The organism is Sphingomonas paucimobilis NBRC 13935 (assembly GCF_000739895.2).
In the GTDB taxonomy this organism is placed as follows: Bacteria; Pseudomonadota; Alphaproteobacteria; order Sphingomonadales; family Sphingomonadaceae; genus Sphingomonas; species Sphingomonas paucimobilis.
Genome location: NZ_BBJS01000023.1, coordinates 43,581 through 66,236, shown reverse-complemented (window position 1 = coordinate 66,236; position 22,656 = coordinate 43,581). Strand labels below are relative to the sequence as shown.

The window sequence follows — 22,656 nt, the reverse complement described above, 5'->3', positions numbered from 1 at the left end:
GCGCCAGCATCAAGAGTCGGGCCGTCGCCCGGCACCAACCTGCCCCCCGGCAAGGTGGTGCCTCTCCAGACACGGGGAGGGATGTGGCCGAACCGGCAACAACGGGACGAACCGCCACTTTCCTTCATCCGACTCGCGACACGGACAGAAGGATTTGTGATGAACGCGGTCATGCCCCAGCCATTCGGCCCCCAGCAATTCGCCAGCGACAACTATGCCGGAATCTGCCCCGAGGCCTGGGCAGCGATGGCCGAGGCGAATCAGGGCTATGTCCCCGCTTATGGCGAAGACCCCTTCACCGACCGCGCGGCGGACGCGTTCCGCACGCTGTTCCAGACCAAGTGCGAGGTGTTCTTCGCGTTCAACGGCACGGCGGCCAATTCGCTGGCGCTCGCCGCCCTGTGCCAGAGCTATCATAGCGTGATCTGCTCGGCCTCGGCGCATGTCGAGACCGACGAGTGCGGCGCGCCCGAATTCTTCTCCAACGGGTCGAAGCTGCTCGTCGCACAGACCGAGGACGGCAAGCTGACCCCCGACGCGGTCCGCGCCCTCGCCACCGGCCGCTCGGATATCCATTTCCCCAAACCCCGCGCTGTGACGATCACCCAGCCGACCGAAACGGGACAGGTCTATACGCTCGCCGAGATTCAGGCGCTGTCAGCGACATGCCGGGATCTGGGCCTGCGGCTGCACATGGACGGGGCGCGCTTCGCCAATGCCTGTGCGGCGCTCGGCTGCTCGCCCGCCGACATGACATGGCGGGCAGGCGTCGACGTGCTGTGCTTCGGCGGGACCAAGAACGGCATGGCGGTCGGCGAGGCGATCCTGTTCTTCGACCCCGTGCTGGCGGAGGATTTCGACTATCGCTGCAAACAGGCGGGGCAGCTCGCGTCCAAGATGCGCTATCTGGCCGCGCCCTGGATCGGGATGCTCGACAGCGGTGCCTGGCTGCGCAACGCCGCCCATGCCAATGCCTGTGCGCAGCGACTGGCGGCCCGGGTCGCGGGGCTGCCCGGCATCGCGCCCATGTTCGCGGTCGAGGCGAATGCGGTGTTCCTCAGTGCGCCGCCGGCGGTGCTCGATGGGCTGCGGGCGCGGGGCTGGCGATTCTACACCTTCATCGGCGGCGGCGCGCGGTTCATGTTCGCCTGGGACGCCGATCCGGCGCGGGTGGACCAGTTGGGCAATGACATCGCGGCGGTGGCGATGGAGGCGTTGCAGGCGGCGTGAAATCGGATCGCCCATGGACCGGTAGGACAGGCGCCTACCGGTCCTTCTTACCCTTTGGGTTTCGATTGACGCCGTTCGATCCGGCCCGCCGCGCCGCCAACGCGGCCTTAAGCTCTGCCGCCTTGCGCTCCTGATAATCCGACCGGCCGTAACCCATGGCCCAGCGATAGAGCGAGACGGCCGTGACCACCAACGAGGTGACGACCCCAAAGGCGAATATGGTAAGCCCGACCGCGCCATTGCTCGGCAGACCGAAGACCTCCAGCATGTCGGCAAGAATCAAGCTGACCAATACGGGCAGAACCCACAGGACACGCTGCCACGACCGGAATGTCACATTGTAATCCTGCCTGGCCCAGTCACGATCCATCCAGGCGATCAACCCGCGAAACATGAGCCGCCGCTTTCTCCACTGCGTGCGGCTATTTACCGACGGATGGCGACAGCATGCAAATGCGGTCACCCCATCCGCGTCGCTGCCTTTGCGCCACCCGCCCCGCTCAGTCCGAAGACCAGATGATTGAGCGTATGCATGGGTTGATGTCACCGCGTGGCCTTCGACTGCGCTCAGGCTGAACGGAGTGGGGGGAATGGGGGAGTGGGGCGTCCCTATCCCCGCCCCGCCTGGATCAGGATCGAGTCGGAGGGCAGCAACCGGTCCATGAAGGGCAGCATCGCCGCCCCGATCGCGGGGGCATCCTGCGCCATATGCGCAGGGCGGATGTCGGGCCGGGTGGGCAGATCGATCGCCGCCAGCGCCTCCCCGATCGCCGCTGCCAGCCGGGTGTTGAGATCGGCCGGCAAACGTCCGCCGATCAAGATCGCGTCGGGATCGAACAAAGTGGTGACCGCCACCAAGGGCTGGACCAGCGCCGCGACCGAGTCGGCGATCCACTGGTCGATCACGGCCAACGCCTGCGGATCGTCCTGCGTCGCCAGCATCTCGGGCGAGGTCAGGCTCTGCCCCACCGCCGCCAGTCGGGTGCGCAGCGCGGCGAGCGAGACGCAGTCCTGCACCACCGCCCCCGGCCGCCCGGCGGTGGGATCGGGCATCAGGCCGATCTCCCCCGACCGGCCATGCGCGCCGCGATGATAGCTGCGATCGATCACCAGCCCGCCGCCAAGCCCGGCGGTGATCAGTAGATAGAAGAAGCTGGGGCAGCCGAACGCCTCGTCATATTGCGTCTCGCCCAGCGCGGCGGCGGCGGCGTCATTGTCGCGGTAGATCGGCCAGGGGAGGACGGGGCCGAGCAGCGCGTCGAGGTCGATCGCATCCCACTGGTCGTAACCCTGGGGCTGGTCGGGCAGCGAGCGGCCGACATCGTCGGGCATGGCAACGCCGACCCCCAGCACCCGTTCGCGCGTCACATCCCCCTCGGCTAGAGCGGGGGGCAGCGCGCCCTGGACAAAGGCCAGGACCTGATCGGGGCCGGCAAAGGCGATCTCCTGCGTCGTCCGGGCGCGCACCCGGCCGGCCAGGTCAAGAATGGCGAGCGACAGATGGTCGCGATCGATGGTCAGCCCGATGCCGAACGCGCCGTCGGGGCACAGTTCGATCTTGAGCGCCGGCTGGCCGCGCCCGCCGTGGAGGCGCCCGGCATTGCGGACCAGTCCCATCTCCATCAAGCGGCCGGTGATGTTGGCGATGGTCGGCGCGGTCAGCCCGGTCTGCTGGGCGATCGCGACGCGGGTCGACTCGCGGTGGACGCGGATGACCTGCAGCACGGTACGCAAATTATAATCGCCCGCACGCTCCAAATTGGTGCCCGACAGCCCGCGCGACAGCCGGGCGTCGCGCGAATGTCCCTCGGCGCGGCGGCGGCCCGGTGGAATCGGGTGCGGCGATGTCATTTATATCTCTCCCCACCGCTTCTTCGACACGATGGGGGTGTCAGGTCAAGCCGTGCCGTCACCTTCGCGCAAACGATAACGGCACGGATCGGGGGAGCGGGCGATCAGGCTGGTGTCAGCTTGATCAGGCGCCCTTGCGAATCGCCGCCATCCTCCAGCACGTAAATGGCACCGTCGGGACCCTGCTCGACTTCGCGGATGCGCGCGCCCATATCCCATTGGTCGCCCTTGGCGGCATCGGTGCCGTTCAGGTCGACACGGACCAGCGCCTTGCTCGACAGGCCGCCGATAAAGGCGTCGCCGCGCCATTGCGGGAAAAGCGAGCCCGAATAGATCATCAACCCGCCCGGCGAGATGACCGGGTTCCACCAGACCTTGGGCGCTTCATAGCCGTCGCCGGCACGGTGGTCGGGAATGTCGCGGCCGTCATAATGCGATCCGTTGGAGGCATTGGGCCAGCCATAATTGCGGCCCGGCAGGATCAGATTGACCTCGTCCCCGCCCTTCGGCCCCATTTCCTGTTCCCACAAATTGCCCGCGCCGTCGAAGGCGATGCCGAGCAGATTGCGATGGCCATAGGACCAGACGGCCGGATCGAACCCTTGCGCGGCCAGCGGGTTGCCCGGCGCCGGCTGGCCGTCCGGGGTCAGGCGCAGCACCTTGCCGAGCGTAGCCTTGGGATCCTGTGCGGGCGTGAACTTCTGCCGGTCGCCCGCCGTGAAGAACAGATACTGGCCATCGGGCGAGAAGGCGATGCGACCCGAATAATGGCCATCGCCAGTCACGGCGGGTGTGGCGTTCCACAGCGTCTCGATGCCGGTCAGCTGGGCGGTGCCGTTCGCCTCTTGCAAGCGGCCGCGCGCCAGCACGACGCGCTTGCCGCCATCGGCGGCGGCCGAATAGCTGAAATAGACGCGCCCGCTCTGCGCGAAGTCGGGGGCGAGGACCACGTCCATCAGCCCGCCTTGCCCCGCCGAATCGACGCCGATCTGCGCCACCGTCTGCCGCTGCTGACCATCGGCGGAGACGAGCAGCATCCGGCCGTCCTTCTCGGTCACCAGCATCCGCCGGTCGGGCAGGAAGGTCATCGCCCAGGGTGCGTCGAAATCGGCGATCACGGTGCGGCCAAAGGGCTGGCCGTTCACGACCGTCGCGGGCGGGGTGGCCGAGGCGGAGGGCGAGGGGCTGGGCGTGCCGGGGGACACCGTCACCGGGGGCGTTCCCCCCGTCTCATCGGGACCGGGCCCGTTACCCGAGCAGGCGATAAGCGCCACCGGCAGGGCGGCAAGCAACGGCATCTTCATGAGCGACTCTCCCGAATGGGCCGTTTCGGCCCGACGGGCCGCTAACGCTTCGATATGGAAGCTTGTTTCGTAACCGCGTTCCAGCTATATACTGCGGCATTCTCTTACATCGTCGGGTGAAAGAGGCTGCGGGACGGGTTCCGCGGCACCGATCCGGCACATCTGGAGCTTTCATGGCGGACATCGCCCTTCTGACGCAACTCATCGAACCCGAGGCCAAGGCACTCGGCTTCGAACTCGTGCGCGTGAAGATGTATGGCGGCACGTCGGACCCCACGCTGCAGGTGATGGCCGAGCGCCCCGACACGCGCCAGCTCAACATCGACGACTGCGCCGACCTGTCGCGCCGCATCTCCGACGTGATGGACGCGCTGGAGGAGCAGGGCCGCGACCCGATCGACCATGCGTACCGGCTGGAGGTGTCCTCGCCCGGTATCGACCGCCCGCTGACCCGGCTGAAGGACTTCGCCGACTGGGCGGGGCATGAGGCACGGATCACGCTCGCCGAGAAGCTGAACGGTCGCAAGCAGTTCAAGGGCGATCTGGCTGGCATCGAGGGCGACAACGTCATCATCGTCGATGGGGAAGAGGTTCGCCACAAACTGCCCTTCGCCGCGATCGAGGATGCCAAGCTCGTCATGACCGACCGGCTGATCGCCGCGACGGTGCCGCTGTCTCCCGAAGGCGCGGAAGAGGTTTATTATCAGGACGCGCCCGAACAGGACGGCGCCACCACGGAAGGACGGCACTGATGGCTACCGCCATTTCCGCCAACAAGGCGGAACTGATCGCGATCGCGAATGCGGTCGCCTCGGAAAAGATGATCGACAAGGGCATCGTCATCGAGGCGATGGAGGACGCGATCCAGCGCGCCGCCCGGGCCCGCTACGGTGCCGAGAACGACATCCGCGCTAAGCTCGACCCGAACTCGGGTGACCTGCGTCTGTGGCGCGTCGTCGAGGTGGTCGAGCAGGTCGATGATTATTACAAGCAGATCGACCTGAAGGGCGCCGAGAAGCTGCAAAAGGGTGCCGCGATCGGTGACTTCATCGTCGACCCGCTGCCCCCGATCGAATTCGGCCGCATCGCCGCGCAGGCGGCCAAGCAGGTCATCTTCCAGAAGGTCCGCGATGCCGAGCGCGACCGTCAATATGACGAGTTCAAGGACCGTCAGGGCGAGATCATCACCGGCGTCGTCAAGCGCGTCGAGTTCGGCCACATCGTCGTCGATCTCGGCCGCGCCGAGGGCGTGATCCGTCGCGACCAGCAGATCCCGCGCGAAGTCGTCCGTGTGAACGACCGCATCCGCTCGCTGATCCTGAACGTCCGCCGCGAGAATCGCGGGCCGCAGATCTTCCTGTCCCGCGCGCATCCCGACTTCATGAAGAAGCTGTTCGCGCAGGAAGTGCCCGAAATCTATGACGGCATCATCGAGATCAAGGCCGCAGCCCGCGATCCGGGCAGCCGCGCCAAGATCGGCGTGATTTCGCACGACTCGAGCATCGACCCGGTCGGCGCCTGCGTCGGCATGAAGGGCAGCCGCGTCCAGGCCGTCGTGCAGGAAATGCAGGGCGAGAAGATCGACATCATCCCCTGGTCGCCCGACACCGCGACCTTCGTGGTCAACGCGCTCCAGCCCGCCAATGTCAGCCGCGTCGTGATCGACGAGGAAGAGGACCGTATCGAGGTCGTCGTTCCCGACGATCAGCTCAGCCTCGCCATCGGCCGTCGCGGTCAGAATGTCCGCCTCGCCAGCCAGCTGACCGCCAAGGCGATCGACATCCTGACTGAGGCCGACGCGTCCGAGAAGCGCCAGAAGGAATTCGTCGCGAACTCCGAGATGTTCCAGAACGAGCTGGACGTGGACGAGACGCTGGCGCAGCTGCTGGTCGCCGAGGGCTTCGGCGCGCTGGAAGAGGTCGCCTATGTCGAGCTCGACGAGCTGGCCGCGATCGAGGGCTTCGACGAGGACCTGGCGCAAGAGCTGCAGAGCCGGGCGCAGGAAGCGCTGGACCGCCGCGAACAGGCTGCCCGCGACGAGCGTCGTGCGCTGGGCGTCGAGGACGCGCTGGCCGAGATGCCGTACCTGACCGAGGCGATGCTGGTCACGCTGGGCAAGGCAGGGATCAAGACGCTCGACGATCTCGCCGACCTCGCGACCGACGAACTGGTCGAGAAGAAGCGTTCGGAGCCGCGTCGTCGTGGCGACGATGCCCCGCGCGCGGCCCCCAAGGGCGGCATCCTGGCCGAATATGGCCTGAGCGACGAGCAGGGTAACGAGATCATCATGGCCGCCCGCGCGCACTGGTTTACCGATGAGGACGAACCCGTCGCCGAGGCTGGTGAAGCGGAGGGCGAGGACGCCTGATGCCGTTCGTCTCGATCCGTCTGGCGGGCACCGCCTCCAAGCAGCAAAAGGCCGAGATCGTCGCCGACGTGACTCGTTCGCTGGTGGAGCGGCTGGGCAAGAACCCGGCCGCCGTCCAGATCGTGATCGAGGAGGTCTCGACCGAAAATTACGGCGCGGGCGGTCAGCTGATCGCCGACCGTGACGCTCCTAGCACCCGGGGAGACGCGCATGCGGAACCGGGACAATGAGCGCGGTGGCGTAGACACCGCTCCGGCCGGAAAGGGCCGGAGCCCCAGAGCATCCGCCAAGGCCGCCCGCGACTCGATCGACGGGCCGGTCCGCCGCTGCATCCTGTCGGGCGAGCATGACGCGCGTCCGCATCTGATCCGACTCGCGCTTGCGCCGGATGGTCGGGTGCTGCCCGATGTCCGCGCCAAGGCGCCGGGCCGGGGCGGCTGGATCGGCGTGACTCGTGGCGAGCTGGAAACCGCGATTCAAAAGGGACGATTGAAGGGGGCCTTGGCGCGCGCGTTCAAGACGGGCGAGTTCACCATCCCCGACGACCTGCCCGATCTGATCGCCTCCGCTTTGGAGCGGAATGCGCTCGATAGGCTCGGCCTCGAGTCGCGGTCCGGCATGCTGCTGACCGGATCGGACAAGATCGCGACGGCGGCACGCTCGGGGCAGTTGCATGCGCTCTATCACGCGTCCGATGCGGGCGAGGATGGATGCCGCAAGCTGGCGCAGGCGTGGCGCGTGGGAACGGACCGTGAAGGTTCCGATCTCAAGGGGTTGGCGTTGCCCGCCACACGCCCCATATTGTCAATGGCGTTGGGCCGCGAAAATGTGGTACACATCGGCCTGACAGATCGTAACGCGGCAAAGCGGGTGAGCGAAGCGCTCGACCGCTGGCTGCATTTTATCGGACCCGACCCTGTGGCAACGCCTTGCGAAACGGCCTCGCAAGGCGCATCGGCGTCCGACCTTACTGGTGACCGACCGGCCGTGACCGTACACGAGGATTTTGAGTGAGCGAGACCGACAACGACAAGCCGAAACTCGGGATGCGCCAGCCTTTGGGGCTGAAGCGCACGGTCGAGACCGGCAAGGTGAAGCAGAGCTTCAGCCACGGCCGCTCGAACACCGTGATCGTCGAGACGAAGCGCCGTCGCGTCCTGGGCCCGCAGGGTGGAGCGCCCGAGGCGGCCGCGCCTGCGCCTGCGCCGACCCCTGCGCCTGCGGCCCCGCCGCAGCGGCGCCGGTCGCGCCGCCGCGCCCGGTTCCGTCGAATGAGACCCCGCAGGAGCGGCAGGCCCGCCTGCTGCGTGAGGCCGAGGAACAGCGCCTCGCCATGCAGGAAGAGATCCGCCGTCGCGAGGACGCCGAGCGTCAGCAGCGCGTCGAGGACGAGCGTGCGCGGGCCGAAGAGCGTGCGCGTGCCGCCGCCGAGGCTGCCGCCGCCCCGCCGCCTGCGCCGGAACCGGCTCCCGAGCCCGCGCCGGCCCCCGAGCCGACTTCGGCTCCTGCGCCCGTCGCCGAGGCGGAGCCCGCTCCGGCCGCGCCGACCATTTCGGTTCAGGCACGCCCTTTCCGCCCGGTCGAGCGCCCGGTGATCCCAGCGCCGCAGCCCAAGGCGGAAGAGCCCAAGGTCGAGGCGGCCGCTCCGGCGCCGACTCCGGCCCCTGCGCCGACGCCCGCACCGGCTCCGGTCGCGGCCAAGCCTGTGTCTGCGCCCGCTCCGGCGGTGCCGACTCCGCCCGTGCTGGGTCGCGATCCGTCGATGCCAGCGCCGCGCCGCTTCTCGCCGGTGCAGCGTCCCGAAATCCCGAAGCCCGCGCCCAAGCCCGCCGCCGCGCCTGCCCCCGCTCCGGCGGCGGCCAGCGCGCCCAGCGGCAATGCGTCGGCTCCCTCGGGTGGCGCGCCGCGCTCCATGCCGTCTGGCCAGCCGACTCCGCGCAACGCGCCGCCCAGCCGTCCGCAGCAGCGTGACCGCAAGGGTGACGAGCGTCGCGGCGGCAAGCTGACCGTCAACCGTGCCTTGAACGAGGACGGCGCTCGCGCCCGCTCGCTCGCCGCGCTGAAGCGTGCCCGCGAGAAGGAAAAGCGTGGCTTTGGCGGCCCGCGTGAGCCGCAGGTCAAGCAGGTCCGCGACGTGCAGGTGCCGGAGGCGATTACCGTCCAGGAACTGGCCAACCGTATGGCCGAGAAGGGCGCGGATCTGGTCAAGGCGCTGTTCAAGATGGGCATGCCCGTCACGATGACGCAGACCATCGACCAGGACACGGCCGAGTTGCTGGTGACCGAATTCGGCCACAACATCGTCCGTGTCTCCGACAGTGACATTGATCTGGCGCTCGACACCAGCGAGGATGCGGCCGAGAGCCTGCAGCCGCGCCCGCCGGTCGTGACGATCATGGGTCACGTTGACCACGGCAAGACCTCGCTGCTCGACGCGCTGCGCGGCACCGACGTGGTACGCGGCGAGGCCGGTGGCATCACCCAGCATATCGGCGCCTATCAGGTCACGCTGAAGGACAAGTCGAAGATCACCTTCCTCGACACGCCGGGCCACGAGGCCTTCACCCAGATGCGCGCCCGCGGTGCCGACGTCACGGATATCGTGGTGCTGGTGGTCGCGGCCGATGACGGGCTGATGCCGCAGACGATCGAGGCGATCAACCACACCAAGGCGGCGGGCAAGCCGATGATCGTGGCGATCAACAAGATCGACAAGCACGACGCCAACGCCCAGCGCGTCCGCGAGCGTCTGCTCGAGCATGACGTGCAGGTCGAGGAAATGGGTGGTGAAACCCAGGACGTTGAAGTGTCGGCGCTCAAGAAGATCGGTCTGGATCAGTTGATCGAGAAGATCCAGCTTCAGGCCGAACTGCTCGAACTGTCGGCCAACCCCGATCGCGCCGCCGAGGGCAGCGTGGTCGAGGCCAAGCTCGACAAGGGCCGTGGTCCGGTCGCGACCGTGCTCGTCACGCGCGGCACGCTGAAGGTCGGCGACGTGTTCGTGGTCGGCGCGGAAAGCGGCAAGGTCCGGGCGCTGGTCGACGACAAGGGCCGCCAGGTGAAGGAAGCAGGGCCTGCGATGCCAGTCGAGGTGCTCGGTCTGTCGGGCGTGCCCCAGGCGGGCGACCTGCTCCAGGTCGTCGAGAACGAGGCGCGCGCCCGCGAGGTCGCCGAATACCGCCAAAGCGTGCTGCTCCAGAAGCGCACCACCTCGGCCCCGGCCAGCCTGGAGTCGATGTTCTCGGCGCTGAAGGCGAACCAGGCCAAGGAATATCCGCTGGTCGTCAAGGCGGATACGCAAGGGACGGTCGAGGCGATCGTGGCGTCGATCAATAAGATCGCGTCCGACCTCATCAAGGCGCGCATCCTGCATTCGGGCGTCGGTGGTATCACCGAGTCTGACGTGACGCTGGCGGCCGCCAGCGGTGCGCCGATCATCGGCTTCAACGTCCGTGCCAATGCCAAGGCGCGCGAGATCGCCGAGCGGAACAAGGTGGCGTTGAAATATTACGACGTCATCTACGACCTGATCGACGAGATCCGCGCGGGCATGGCCGGCGAGCTGGGCCCCGAGGCGTTCGAAACGGTCGTTGGCCGCGCCGAAATCCGCGAGGTCTTCTCGGCGGGCAAGATCGGCAAGGCCGCTGGTCTGCTGGTCACCGAGGGTGTCATCCGCAAGGCGCTCAAGGCGCGTATCACCCGCAACGACGTCATCATCTACCAGGGCGAGATCAACTCGCTCCGCCGGTTTAAGGACGATGTCGCCGAGGTTCGCGCTGGCCTGGAGTGCGGTGTGACGTTCACGCAGAACTTCACCGACATCAAGCCGGGCGACTATCTCGAAACCTTCGAGGTCGAACTGCGCGAGCGTTCGCTCTGATGCGGGCAGGGTGGTGGGATCACTCCTGCCTCCCGCCTCTGCCGGACATGATCGCGGTCGCCCGTCGGGCGGCCGCGATTTCCGTTTGAAGAAGAACTGACATGGTCCAAGCCAAAAACCCCGCCGAACCCTCGGTCCGCCTGCTGCGCGTCGGCGAGCAGGTGCGTCATATCCTGTCCGAAATCCTTGCGCGCGGCGACGTGCATGACGAGACGCTGGCCAAGCACATGGTCAGCGTCACCGAAGTGCGCATGTCGCCCGACCTGCGCCACGCGACGGTCTTCGTGAAGCCGCTGCTGGGCAAGGACGAGGAGGTGGTGATCAAGGCGCTGCGCACCAACACCGCGTATCTCCAGCGTGAGGTCGCGCACCGGGTGAAGATGAAATACGCCGCCAAGCTGAAGTTCCTGGCGGACGAGAGTTTCGATGAGGGCAGCCATATCGACTCGCTCCTCCGCTCGCCCAAGGTGTCGCAGGACCTGGAGGAGGGAGAGTCGTCCAAGGACTGACACCCAACCTCCGTTCAGCCTGAGCGACGTCAAAGGCCACGGGATTCAGGTTCGCGCAAAGGCGCGGAGGACGCGGAGAAGAAGACCCCGCATTCAATAGGGCACTCCACCCCGGCCTCCGCCGGGGGCCAGCATCCAGGGCGTTGATGGTGCGTCTTGCCAAGGCGGGGGAGGCCAATGTCTCGCGCCATCGCGCATCCGCTGCACCGGGACCCCGGCCTTCGCCGGGGTGGAGTGGTGGGGGGATTGCGCAGAACCCCTCTGCGTCCTCCGCATCTCTGCGCGAAGCAAGACGATATGGCTTCCCTTGGCCTTCGACTTCGCTCAGGCTGAACGGGTGGCGGACACTTACCCCCCGACCGGCAGCAAATCCGCGTCGATCGCGATCGTCACCTGCCGCCCGACGATCAACGGATAGGCCGTCATCCCGAAATCCCGCCGGTCGATCCGCGTCGTGGCGGCGATATGCACTGGCTCGCGGCCGGTCATCGCGGTGAAGTCGCGCGAGAAATCCACCGCCAGCGCCGCCGGCCGAGCCACCCCGCGCGCGGTGATCGTCCCTGTCACCTGCGCGCTATGCGGTCCGGTGCGGGTCATGGTCGAACCATGGAAGGTCACGCGGGGGTAGCGCTCGACATCGAAGAAGTCGGGCCCGCGCAGCCGCGACCGGGTGAGCGAATCCCCCGCCTCCAGGGCTTGCGCATCGATCCGCACGTCCAGCGTCACCGCTTTGGCATCCCGGTCGGACAGCGCGACGCGGCCCTCCAGCCGGGGAAAGTGCGCCGTCTTGCTGCCCAGCCCGAAAAAGCCGACCTTCGCCTGCACGCGCGCCTGGGCGGGATCGATGCTATAGGCGAACGAGCCGGGGGTGGCCGTCGATCCGGCGCTGCCCATCAGCAGGGCCATCATTGCCATGGCCCTTCGCGTGCCAACCCACATGCCCGTTTCGCTCCGATGCTCGATATGGCGGCTCCCTTCCGATAAGGGCGGGATATGGCCAAGCTCTATTTTTACTATGCCAGTATGAATGCAGGGAAATCGACCATGCTGCTGCAGGCCGATTTCAACTATCGCGAGCGGGGGATGAACACGATGCTGTTCACCGCCGCGATCGACGACCGCTTCGCCTATGGCACCATCGCCTCGCGCATCGGCCTGTCGCAGCCCGCGACGCCGTTCCAGGCGACGACCGATCTGGAGGCCTGTGCGCTGGAGCGGCACGGAAAGACTCCGCTCGCCTGTATCCTGGTCGATGAGGCGCAGTTCCTGACGCCGGATCAGGTGGACCAGCTGGCGCGGCTGGCCGACCGGCATCGGATTCCGGTCCTGTGCTATGGTCTCAGGACCGACTTCAAGGGCCAGCTCTTTCCCGGCTCGGCCCGGCTGCTGGCGCTGGCCGATGCGCTCAGCGAGATTAAATCGGTGTGTGTCTGCGGGGCCAAGGCGACGATGAACCTGCGCGTCGATGCACAAGGCCACGCGATCGCCGAGGGCGCACAGACCGAGATCGGTGGCAATGACCGCTATATCGCGCTGTGCCGCCGCCATTTCGGCGAGGCGCTGGCGGGCGCGGCGGTGCTTGAGGGCGGGACCAAGCCCGACTAACGCCTGCGCGATGCATGGATGGATCATACTCGACAAGCCGCTGGGGCTCGGCTCGACCCAAGGGGTGAGCGCGGTCAAGCGCGTGCTGCGCCAGGGCGGCTATGGCAAGGGGATCAAGGTCGGCCATGGCGGCACGCTCGATCCGCTGGCGACCGGCGTACTGCCGATCGCGGTGGGCGAGGCGACCAAGCTGGCCGGGCGGATGCTCGACAGCGACAAGGTGTATGACTTCACCATCCGTTTCGGCGTGCAGACTTCGACGCTGGACGCCGAGGGAGAGGTGGTGGCGGAGAGCAATGTGCGCCCGACCCGCGAGGCGCTGGAGGCGGTGCTGCCGCGTTTCACCGGGCCGATCGACCAGGTGCCGCCCGCCTATTCCGCGCTGAAGATCGACGGCGAGCGCGCCTATGACCTGGCGCGCGCTGGCGAAGAGGTGGTTCTCGCGAGTCGCCGTGTGACGATTCATTCGCTCATCTCCTCCCCGGAACGGGGAGGGGGACCGTTCGCGTCAGCGAATGGTGGAGGGGGAGGGCCACTGGGCGAGTCCCTTGCCGAAGCCCCCCTCCACCCCCAGCCTGCGGCTGGCGGTCCCCCTCCCCGTGCCGGGGAGGAACTTCAGGACATCACCCTCACCGCCCATGTCTCGAAGGGCACCTATATCCGCTCGCTCGCCCGCGACATCGCGCTGGCGCTCGGCACCGTGGGGCACGTCACCATGCTCCGTCGCATCAAGGCGGGGCCCTTCACCCTGGCCCCGGCGATATCGCTGGACAAATTGAACGAAATGGGGCAGGCGCGCACTCTTGAACAGATACTCCTGCCGCTGAGGGCGGGGCTGGACGACATCCCGGCTCTTGCTCTCGACCCCGACCAGGCAGGGGCGCTCCGTCAGGGGCGTGTGCTGGCCGGGATTGCCGTGGACGATGGCCAATATTTCGCGATGCTGGGGGATACTCCGGTGGCGCTGGTGGAGGCGCTGGACGCACAGGTCCGGGTCGTTCGCGGTTTCAACCTCGATTAAGAAAGGACCACGATGTCGATCACCGCTGAACGCCGCCAGGAAATCATCAAGGATCACGCCCGCGCCGAAGGCGACACGGGTTCGCCCGAAGTCCAGGTCGCGATCCTGACCCAGCGTATTCAGAACCTGACCGAGCACTTCAAGACGCACGCGAAGGACAACCATTCGCGTCGCGGTCTGCTGATGCTGGTCAACAAGCGCCGCTCGCTGCTCGACTATCTGCGTCACAAGGATGGCGACCGCTATCTGGCGCTGATCGCCAAGCTCGGCCTCCGCAAGTAAGAGCGGGACGCTAAGCCACAAAAAGGGCACTCCCATCAGGGGGTGCCCTTTTTTTATCGGCTGGTGTATGAAGCACCGGGCCGACCGGATGCCGCAAGGGCGCATCCTCAAAGCCTCAATGTCATCAAACCCGGTACAAAGCCCGGGTAGAGCAATCGGAAGGGCGGCAATTCGGCCGACCTCCAGAGCCAATTTTGGCTCAACCCATAGGCCCCGGCGGGATAGGCCCGTCGGAGTGAAGGATATTCCATGTTCAATACCAAGAAAGTGGCCATCGAGTGGGGCGGCAAGACGCTGACCCTCGAAACCGGCAAGGTGGCCCGTCAGGCCGACGGCGCGGTGATCGCGACGCTGGGCGAGACGGTGGTGCTGTGCGCCGTGACGGCCGCCAAGAATGTGAAGGAAGGGCAGGATTTCTTCCCGCTCACCGTTCACTATCAGGAAAAATTCTCGTCGGCGGGCCGCATCCCCGGCGGTTTCTTCAAGCGCGAACGCGGCGCAACCGAGCGTGAGACACTGATCAGCCGCCTGATCGACCGTCCGATCCGCCCGCTGTTCCCCGAAGGTTTCTACAACGAGATCAACTGCATCGCGCAGGTTCTCTCCTATGATGGCGAGAATGAGCCCGACATCCTGGCGATGATCGCGGCCTCGGCGGCGCTGACCATCTCGGGCGTCCCCTTCATGGGCCCGATCGGCGCCGCGCGCGTCGGTTACAAGAATGGCGAGTATCAGCTCAACCCGTCGGACAGCGAAGTGCTCGAGGGCGAACTCGACCTGGTCGTCGCCGCCACGCATGACGCGGTGATGATGGTCGAATCGGAAGCCAAGGAGCTGTCCGAAGAGGTGATGCTGGGCGCGGTGATGTTCGCGCACAAGGCGAGCGGGCAGGTGATCGAGGCGATCATCGACCTCGCCGAGCAGGCCGCCAAGGATCCGTGGGAACTGAACGTCGGCGACGACCAGAAGGCCGTGAAGGCCGAGCTGAAGAAGCTGGTCGGCAAGGACATCACGGCGGCCTACAAGCTGACCGACAAGCAGGCGCGCCAGACCGCGCTGGGCGAGGCCCGCGCCAAGGCGAAGGCCGCCATGGCCGACCGCACCCCGCAGGAGCAGCTGGCCGCCGCCAAGCTCGTCAAGAAGCTGGAAGCCGAGATCGTCCGTACCGCGATCCTGAAGGACGGTCGCCGTATCGACGGCCGTTCGACCACGCAGATCCGCCCGATCGAGTCGGAAGTCCACTTCCTGCCGCGCGCGCACGGCTCGGCGCTGTTCACCCGTGGCGAGACCCAGACGATCGCGACCACGACGCTGGGCACCAAGGATGCCGAGCAGATGATCGACGGTCTGAACGGCCTGTCGTATCAACACTTCATGCTGCACTATAACTTCCCGCCCTATTCGGTCGGCGAAGTGGGCCGCTTCGGCGCGCCGGGCCGTCGCGAGATTGGCCATGGCAAGCTGGCATGGCGTGCGCTGCACCCCGTGCTGCCGTCGAAGGAGGAATTCCCCTACACCATCCGCGTGACCAGCGACATCACCGAGTCGAACGGCTCGTCGTCGATGGCCACCGTCTGCGGCGGCTCGCTGTCGCTGATGGATGCGGGCGTTCCGCTGAAGCGCCCCGTTTCGGGCATCGCCATGGGCCTGATCCTGGAGGGCAAGGATTATGCGATCCTGTCCGACATCCTGGGTGACGAGGATCATCTGGGCGACATGGACTTCAAGGTGGCGGGCACGTCCGAAGGCATCACCACGATGCAGATGGACATCAAGATCGCCGGCATCACCAAGGAGATCTTCGAAGCCGCGCTGGCGCAGGCCAAGGACGGCCGTGCGCACATCCTGGGCGAGATGAACAAGGCGCTGGGCGAGACCCGCACCGAGCTGTCGGCCCATGCCCCGCGCATCGAGACGATGACGATCGACAAGTCGAAGATTCGCGACGTGATCGGCACCGGCGGCAAGGTGATCCGCGAGATCGTCGCCACCACCGGCGCCAAGGTCGACATCGACGACGAGGGCGTGATCAAGATCAGCTCGTCCGACTCCGCGCAGATCGAAGCCGCGATGAACTGGATCAAGGGCATCGTCGAAGAGGCCGAGGTCGGCAAGATCTACAACGGCAAGGTCGTCAACCTGGTCGATTTCGGGGCGTTCGTGAACTTCATGGGCGGCAAGGACGGTCTGGTTCACGTCTCGGAGATCAAGAACGAGCGCGTCGAGAAGGTCTCGGACGTTCTGAGCGAAGGCCAGGAAGTCAAGGTCAAGGTCCTCGAGATCGATCCGCGCGGCAAGGTCCGCCTGTCGATGCGCGTCGTCGACCAGGAAACCGGTGCCGAGCTGGAGGACAATCGTCCGGCGCGCGAACCGCGTGAGCCGCGCGGTGACCGTGGCCCGCGTGGCGACCGCGAGGGCGGTCGTGGTCCGCGCCGCGATGGCGGCGATCGTGGTGGCGAAGGCCGTGGCGGTCCCCGCCGCGACCGGGGCGACCGTCCCCGTCGCGAAGGCAGCGAACAGGGCAGCGCGCCGGAGTTCGCGCCGGCCTTCCTGACCGGTGATCGCGACTGATCCCGATCGGCTAGACCGGAAAAAGGGAGGCCCGGAGCGATCCGGGCCTCTTTTTTTGCCACTGCCTCCTCAGCATCACACGGGCCGCCAAAAATTTCTGGCGCGATAAATGATTGATAACGGGGTGATTGTGCTTTGGGGCGTCCAGCCCGCTTTCGGCCCCACAACGACTCGTTAAAGCTCTCTGCCTAGCGTTCCGGTCGACCTTTGCGCCGAGTTAGGATGAGTGAATGCTGGGAGTCAGAAACAAGCTGGAATGGTTGGCGACGCTTTCCAACTATTCGGGGGTCGGCTTGTGGGACGCCGTGATCCATAACGGGGACGCGGCCCATGCGAAATCACGCTGGACCTGGTCGTCCGAATTTCGCCGTCTGTGCGGCTATAGCTCGGAGGCGGATTTTCCCAATCTGATGACCTCCTGGTCGGATCTGCTCCACCCCGATGACGTCGCGCCGACCTTCACCGCGTTCGGCAAGACGGTGGAGACGGGCATTCCCTATAATGTGATCTACCGGCTGAAGGTGAAGAGCGGCGCCTATCGCTGGTTTCAGGCGACCGGTGGCGTCGTCAAGGACCGCAGGGGCAAGGTGCGCCGCGCCAGCGGCTCGCTGGTCGACATCCATGATTCCAAGGCGCTCGAATTGGAACAGCGGCAGGCGGTGACGGTGCTGCTCGACCGGATTCGCGGCCTGGCCGCCGGGCAGTTGACCGGCCGTATCACCGAGGATTTCCCGGACCGCTTCGCCGAGCTGCGGACCGATTTCAACGCCGCGATGGACTCGCTGTGCACCACCATCGGCGGCGTCTCGCAGACCTCGGGCGTCATTCGCAGCGGCACGGACGAGATTCGCTCGGCCGCCGACGATCTGTCGCGTCGGACCGAGCAACAGGCCGCCTCGCTGGAGGAAAGCGCCGCGGCGATCACCGCCAGCTCCGAACAGGTCGGCACCGGCAGCAAGCTGGTCGTCGAAACCGGGCAGGCGTTGCAGCGGATCAGCGGCCGGATCAACGAGATCAGCGGCCTGATGACGGGCATGGCCAGCACCGCCAAGCAACAGGCCTCCTCGCTCGAACAGATCAATATCGCGATCGGCGAGATGGATGGCGGATCAGCGCGGTCGCGCGTCGGCCCCTTCATGCGCGCTATAGCCCAGCCGGGCATGGCCCTGCACGGGGCCGGCGACATCGGCGACCAGATAGAGCGGTCGCCGCTTCGCCTCGATATAGAGGCGTCCCAGATATTCGCCGATCATGCCCAGCACGAACATCTGCACCGCGCCCAAGATGACGGTGACGAGCATGGTCGAGGTCCAGCCCTGCACCGCCGATCCGGTCAGCCAGCCGATCGCGATATAGACCAGCAGCAACAGCGACGCCGCCGTCAGCGCAAGGCCGATATGGCTGGCCCAGCGCAGGGGGGCGGTCGAGAAGCCGGTCACCGCGTCGAAGGCGAGCGCGATCATCTTGCCCAGCGGATAATGGGTCTCTCCCGCATGACGCTCGGCGCGGTCATAGGGGAAGGGGACCTGGCGGAAGCCGACCCAGGCGACCATGCCCCGGATGAAGCGCGCTTGTTCGGGGAGCGATTGCAGCGCATTGAGGGCGCGGCGGCTCATCAGTCGGAAATCGCCGGTGTCGAGTGGGATCGGCGTATCGGTCAGCCGGTCGAGCATCCGGTAGAAAATGGCCGCCGTCGCCTTTTTGAACAGCGTCTCGCCGGCACGCTTGCGGCGCACGGCATAGACCACGTCCGCCTCCTGTGCCGCCATGGTCGCGCGCATCTCGGTGAGGAGTTCGGGCGGGTCCTGAAGATCGGCATCGATGATCAGGATCTGCTCGCCCGCGCACAGGTCCAGCCCGGCGGTCAATGCGAGCTGGTGCCCGTGGTTGCGCGACAGGTTGATCGCGACCAGATGCGGGTCGGCGGCGGCGAGCCGCTGCATCACCGGCCAGCTATCGTCGCGCGAGCCGTCGTTGATCAGGACGATCTCATAATCCTCACCCACCGCCGCGCGCGCCGCGCCCGAAATGCGGGCGTGGAGCACGTCCAGACAGGCGGCTTCGTTATAGCAGGGGACGACGACGGACAGGGCAGGGCGCTTCATGACGCCGCTGGTTTAGCGGCGTCAGACGCGTCCGTCACCCGCCTACGACGAGCTTCACCAGGCGGCCCGGCGTCAGCGGTTGATTGGGGTCGAGGCCGTTGAGCGTCACGAACCGCTCACGCTTGTAATCGGGATAGGCCATGCGCGCCGCCAGGCTGTCGATCGTGTCGCCCTGACGGACCGTCACGATGCTGATCTTCTTGCCCCGAATGGCGTTCGCCTCGGCGGTCGAGAGCGGCGCGACCGAAGCGAGCAGCGGCTGGAACGGCCCGATGCCGGAGCCGGCGGGCGTGACCAGGGTGAAGGTATAGATCGCCGAGGGGAAGCGATAGGCGACCACGGTGGCGTCCACCGCGCGCCGGTTGGCGGCGGCGCGTGTGGTGATATAGGCGAAGGGGATGCCGTTGGCGGTGCCGTTCTGAAGCTGGCCGGTGGGCGTGCCGGTGCCGAGTTGACCGAACCGCTGGGTGATCGCCTGTCCCAGGTCGCTGCCTTGCGCCAGCCGCATTTCGGCTTGGCCGCCCTGTCCGACGATGCTCACCGCATCGCTGGCATTGGCGATGCGATAGCCGCTGGGCGCGGTGAATTTCAGCTTGAGGCCCGGATGGCGGAAGGTCTGGCCATCGACGATGCCTTCCTTGGGATCATCGTCATAGGGCATGCCATCGAGCATCCGCAGGAAAGCGGTGTCCTGCGCCGGCGTCGTCTCCGGACGGCCGGTCGCTTGCGCCAGCGCGGCGGCGCGGCGCACACGGTCCGCGCTGTTGGGATGGGTCGAGGCCCAAGTGGGCACGGCATTGGCATCACGCCCGGCGGTCCGCGCGGCGAGGTTGCTCGACGCGGCCAGCGAGGCGAGCATGTCGGCCGAGGCGTAGGGGTCATAGCCGGCGGCGGTCATGTAGCGGATGCCCAGACCATCGGCCTGATATTCCTGATCGCGGCCATATTTCAGCGTGTAGAGTTGCGCACCGGTGCCGACCAACTGGGTCGCCAGATTGCTGCCGGTCAGCAACCCCGCGCCCGCCGCCAGGATAGAGCCGATGGTGGAGCGGGTGTTGCGGCTCTGCGAATGGCGCGCGGCGACATGGCCGACTTCATGCCCCAGCACCGAGGCAAGCTCCGCCTCCGAATTCATCAGCGCGAGCAGTTGTCGGGTGACATAGATATAGCCGCCGGGAATGGCGAAGGCGTTCTCCACCGGCGAGTTGAGCGTCGTCACGGTGAAATCGCCCTGTGCGTTGGACAGGCCCGACTGGACCGCCACGCGCTTGCCGACGCGCTCGACAAAGGCCGCCTGCGGGCCGGAATAGCGGCCGCCATATTGCGCCACGAGCTGCGGATTGGCCTGCGCGCCTTGCGCCTTGTCGGAGGCCGAGATCGACCGCGCCTGCTGCGCGATGGCCGGGGTGGCGACGGGCGCGACGAGCGCAAGCATGGCGGCGGCAGTGATGAAACGCATCGGTGACGGGCTCCCTGTTTGCGCTTTTCAAAGCGCGTGGGCCTTGCGGGTTCCAGTATTTTGTTACGCTGGCGTCATCCGGATGTCAGGATATCGCAACTGCCCTTGTGCTCCGGCGAAGGCCAGGGCCCAGTTTCTTCGCCGCTGATGGTGCGCCATGCGATGCGGGGGAGGCATCTGCAACGCGCCTCGGATTGCGTGTTACGGTTGGACCCGGCCGTCGACGGTCTCAAAGAAGAGTTTGTTCGCGTCTCCGCGCGAACTTCAGACCCGCTCGACCGAACTCACCACATCGGCGGCGCGCAAGGCCGCGATCAGGCGCATCAGGTGCTGGACGTCGTGCACCTCGACATCGATCAGGTTGGTATGGAAGCGCGTGTCGCGTGTATCCAGCCGGACGTTGATGATATTGGCCTTATGCTGGCCGATGATCGTCGCCAGGATGCCGAGCGCGCCGGGCTCGTTCTTGACCATGACCGAGATGCGCGCGGTCGCGCCCTCGCTGTCGTCGCCCCAGGAGACATCGACCCAGTCGGTCTCCTCTTCCGACCGGTCGGCAAGGTCGGTCAGCACCGGGCACTGGATCGCATGGACCTCGATCCCCGCATCCGGGCGGCGCAGACCGACGATGCGATCCCCCGGAACGGGGTGACAGCATTGCGCGAGGTCATAGGCGACGCCCGGCGTCAGCCCCTTGATCGAAATCGCGCTCGACTGCGGCGGCAGCGCGGCGACGTCGGCGCCCGCCGAACCCGGCATCAGCGCCTCCATCACGGCGGCGTCCGACACGGTTCGCCTGGCGATCGCGATCATCAGATGCGCCTCGTCGGGCATCTTCAGACGCTGCAGTGCATGAGTCAGCGCGTCGGGGCCGATCTGCGCGGGCAAGCGCCGGACGATATCGTCATAGAGCTTGGCCCCCAGCGTCACCTGCTCGGCGCGTTCGGCATGGCGCAAGTGGCGGCGAATGGCGGCCAGCGCCTTGCCGGTGATGGCGAGGTTCAGCCAATTGGCCTGCGGCGTCTGTCCGGCCGAGCGCAAAATCTGCACCTGGTCGCCGTTCGAGATGACCGTCGACAGCGGCACGACGCGACCGTTCAGCTTGGCCCCCACCGCCTGGTCGCCCAGATCGGTATGCACGGCATAGGCGAAGTCGATCGGCGTGGCGCCCTTGGGCAACTGGATCAGCTCGCCCTTCGGCGTGAAGGCGAAGATGCGATCCTGATACATCGCCATCTTCGTATGTTCGATCAGCTCTTCCGGGCTGCCCGCCGTATCGAGGATTTCGACGAGGTCACGAATCCAGCTCACCTGTGCGTCGTGGCGCGTCGCCTGCTTGTAGGTCCAGTGCGCCGCCAGGCCGAAATCGGCCTCGGCATGCATTTCGGCGGTGCGAATCTGGATCTCGATCCGCGCATTGTCGGCATGGATCACGCTGGTGTGCAGCGAGCGGTATCCGTTGCGCTTGGGCGTCGAGATATAATCCTTGAACCGCCCCGGCACCATCGGCCAGCGACGATGGATCAGGCCCAGCGCGCGGTAGCAATCCTCTTCCGTGGGCACGATCGCGCGGAAGGCCATGACGTCGGACAACTGCTCGAAGCTGATGTGCCGCTCGTTCATCTTGCGGAAGATCGAGAAGGCGGACTTCTCGCGCCCCGTGACCTGTGCCTCTACACCGCCGCGCGACATCAGGAGTTTCAAGCCCGAGGCGATCCGCGTGATCCGATCGCCGCCGCCTTCCTTCATCTGGGCGAGGCGGAGCGTGATCGATTCATACGCCTCGGGTTCGAGTTGCTGGAAGGCGAGCATCTGCATCTCCTTCATGAACTCGTACATGCCGATCCGCTCGGCGAGCGGGGCATAGATGTCCATCGTCTCCTTCGCGATGCGGCGGCGCTTTTCCGGCTTCGCGATGTGATGGAGAGTCCGCATATTGTGGAGGCGATCCGCCAGCTTCACCAGCAGGACGCGGATATCGTCCGACATGGCGAGCAGAAATTTGCGCAGATTCTCGGCGGCGCGCTCGCTTTCGGTCTGCGCCTCGATCTTGGACAGCTTGGTGACGCCATCGACCAGCCGCGCGACATTGGGACCGAACAGCCGCTCGATCTCGTCATAGGTGGCGACCGTATCCTCGATCGTGTCGTGCAGGATGGCGGTGGCGATCGTCTCGTCATCCAGATGCAGGTCGGTCAGGATGCCGGCCACCTCGATCGGATGGCTGAAATAGGGATCGCCCGAGGCACGCTTCTGGCTGCCATGCGCCTTCATCGAGAAGACATAGGCGCGGTTCAGCAGCGCCTCATCGGCCTGGGGGTCATAGTCGAGCACGCGGTCGACGAGTTCATATTGGCGGAGCACGAAATCAGATTTGCGGGGTAGGGATAGGCAATGCAACATTTTTGATGCGATCAGGGTGATTGGATGACTTGTTTGAAGGTGGGGCGGGGGTTGATGAGAGGGCGTAG

Annotated in this window: 18 protein-coding genes, 2 pseudogenes and 1 riboswitch; of the genes and pseudogenes, 13 read left to right on the top strand and 7 right to left on the bottom strand. The window is 66.4% G+C overall.

Annotated features, from left to right (window positions below; all coding sequences use genetic code 11):
* The first annotated feature begins 1 nt into the window (after window position 1).
* A riboswitch (SAM-I-IV-variant riboswitch) is annotated at window positions 2–113 on the top strand.
* A 46-nt stretch (window positions 114–159) separates the two neighbouring features.
* Window positions 160–1,230, top strand: a complete 1,071-nt coding sequence (locus tag SP6_RS08690) for a threonine aldolase family protein (protein ID WP_227876556.1) — start codon at window positions 160–162, stop codon at window positions 1,228–1,230.
* Between the two features lie 34 nt (window positions 1,231–1,264).
* On the opposite strand, the gene SP6_RS08685 is transcribed toward SP6_RS08690, so the two are convergent.
* From SP6_RS08685 to SP6_RS08675, 3 genes are all read right to left on the bottom strand, one after another.
* Window positions 1,265–1,624, bottom strand: a complete 360-nt coding sequence (locus SP6_RS08685; protein ID WP_007406571.1) for a hypothetical protein — start codon at window positions 1,622–1,624, stop codon at window positions 1,265–1,267.
* A 215-nt stretch (window positions 1,625–1,839) separates the two neighbouring features.
* A complete protein-coding gene (locus SP6_RS08680; protein WP_007406570.1) occupies window positions 1,840–3,081 on the bottom strand; it encodes an ROK family protein in 1,242 nt (413 codons plus the stop codon).
* A 104-nt stretch (window positions 3,082–3,185) separates the two neighbouring features.
* Entirely contained in the window at window positions 3,186–4,385 is a 1,200-nt protein-coding gene (locus SP6_RS08675) for a PQQ-dependent sugar dehydrogenase (RefSeq protein WP_007406574.1), read from the bottom strand.
* Between the two features lie 173 nt (window positions 4,386–4,558).
* Between SP6_RS08675 and rimP the strand changes: the two genes are divergently transcribed.
* From rimP to rbfA, 7 genes and pseudogenes are all read left to right on the top strand, one after another.
* Window positions 4,559–5,137: a ribosome maturation protein RimP gene (rimP, locus tag SP6_RS08670; protein ID WP_007406543.1), complete on the top strand. Its 579-nt coding sequence runs from the start codon at window positions 4,559–4,561 to the stop codon at window positions 5,135–5,137.
* A complete protein-coding gene (gene nusA / locus SP6_RS08665) occupies window positions 5,137–6,753 on the top strand; it encodes a transcription termination factor NusA (RefSeq protein ID WP_007406537.1) in 1,617 nt (538 codons plus the stop codon). Before rimP ends, nusA begins: the two co-directional genes overlap by 1 nt.
* Window positions 6,753–6,983, top strand: a complete 231-nt coding sequence (locus tag SP6_RS08660; protein WP_007406545.1) for a tautomerase family protein — start codon at window positions 6,753–6,755, stop codon at window positions 6,981–6,983. Before nusA ends, SP6_RS08660 begins: the two co-directional genes overlap by 1 nt.
* The gene (locus tag SP6_RS08655; RefSeq protein WP_007406536.1) at window positions 6,964–7,767 is read left to right on the top strand and encodes a DUF448 domain-containing protein; all 804 of its coding nucleotides are present in this window, start codon (window positions 6,964–6,966) and stop codon (window positions 7,765–7,767) included. Before SP6_RS08660 ends, SP6_RS08655 begins: the two co-directional genes overlap by 20 nt.
* A 32-nt stretch (window positions 7,768–7,799) precedes the next feature.
* Window positions 7,800–7,865 (top strand): annotated as a pseudogene (locus SP6_RS21485) (translation initiation factor IF-2 associated domain-containing protein); the annotation flags it as partial.
* 221 nt (window positions 7,866–8,086) lie between these two features.
* Window positions 8,087–10,633, top strand: coding sequence for a translation initiation factor IF-2 (gene infB / locus SP6_RS08650; protein WP_233419820.1), 2,547 nt, complete (start codon window positions 8,087–8,089; stop codon window positions 10,631–10,633).
* Between the two features lie 101 nt (window positions 10,634–10,734).
* Window positions 10,735–11,142: a 30S ribosome-binding factor RbfA gene (gene rbfA / locus SP6_RS08645; RefSeq protein ID WP_007406547.1), complete on the top strand. Its 408-nt coding sequence runs from the start codon at window positions 10,735–10,737 to the stop codon at window positions 11,140–11,142.
* Window positions 11,143–11,490: 348 nt separating this feature from the next.
* Here rbfA and SP6_RS08640 read toward each other — a convergent pair whose 3' ends face one another.
* Window positions 11,491–12,057, bottom strand: a complete 567-nt coding sequence (locus SP6_RS08640; RefSeq protein ID WP_158005336.1) for a YceI family protein — start codon at window positions 12,055–12,057, stop codon at window positions 11,491–11,493.
* A gap of 78 nt (window positions 12,058–12,135) precedes the next feature.
* Here SP6_RS08640 and SP6_RS08635 point away from each other — a divergent pair, with 78 nt between their 5' ends.
* The 5 genes and pseudogenes from SP6_RS08635 to SP6_RS21695 form a co-directional block, all read left to right on the top strand.
* On the top strand, window positions 12,136–12,747 hold the full coding sequence (locus tag SP6_RS08635) for a thymidine kinase (protein ID WP_007406567.1): 612 nt from the start codon (window positions 12,136–12,138) through the stop codon (window positions 12,745–12,747).
* Between the two features lie 10 nt (window positions 12,748–12,757).
* Window positions 12,758–13,768, top strand: coding sequence for a tRNA pseudouridine(55) synthase TruB (truB, locus tag SP6_RS08630; protein WP_042468864.1), 1,011 nt, complete (start codon window positions 12,758–12,760; stop codon window positions 13,766–13,768).
* Between the two features lie 12 nt (window positions 13,769–13,780).
* Entirely contained in the window at window positions 13,781–14,050 is a 270-nt protein-coding gene (gene rpsO, locus SP6_RS08625; RefSeq protein ID WP_007406197.1) for a 30S ribosomal protein S15, read from the top strand.
* A gap of 249 nt (window positions 14,051–14,299) precedes the next feature.
* Complete coding sequence (gene pnp, locus SP6_RS08620; protein WP_007406196.1) at window positions 14,300–16,621, top strand: polyribonucleotide nucleotidyltransferase; 2,322 nt, start codon at window positions 14,300–14,302, stop codon at window positions 16,619–16,621.
* A gap of 230 nt (window positions 16,622–16,851) precedes the next feature.
* Window positions 16,852–17,664, top strand: a pseudogene (locus SP6_RS21695) (PAS domain-containing protein); the annotation flags it as partial.
* Window positions 17,665–17,730: 66 nt separating this feature from the next.
* Here the strand turns inward: SP6_RS21695 and SP6_RS08610 are convergent.
* From SP6_RS08610 to SP6_RS08600, 3 genes are all read right to left on the bottom strand, one after another.
* Complete coding sequence (locus SP6_RS08610; protein WP_007406201.1) at window positions 17,731–18,726, bottom strand: glycosyltransferase family 2 protein; 996 nt, start codon at window positions 18,724–18,726, stop codon at window positions 17,731–17,733.
* Between the two features lie 34 nt (window positions 18,727–18,760).
* Entirely contained in the window at window positions 18,761–20,185 is a 1,425-nt protein-coding gene (locus SP6_RS08605) for a M48 family metalloprotease (RefSeq protein ID WP_007406150.1), read from the bottom strand.
* Window positions 20,186–20,449: 264 nt separating this feature from the next.
* The gene (locus SP6_RS08600; protein ID WP_007406200.1) at window positions 20,450–22,549 is read right to left on the bottom strand and encodes a RelA/SpoT family protein; all 2,100 of its coding nucleotides are present in this window, start codon (window positions 22,547–22,549) and stop codon (window positions 20,450–20,452) included.
* Window positions 22,550–22,656: the final 107 nt, after the last annotated feature.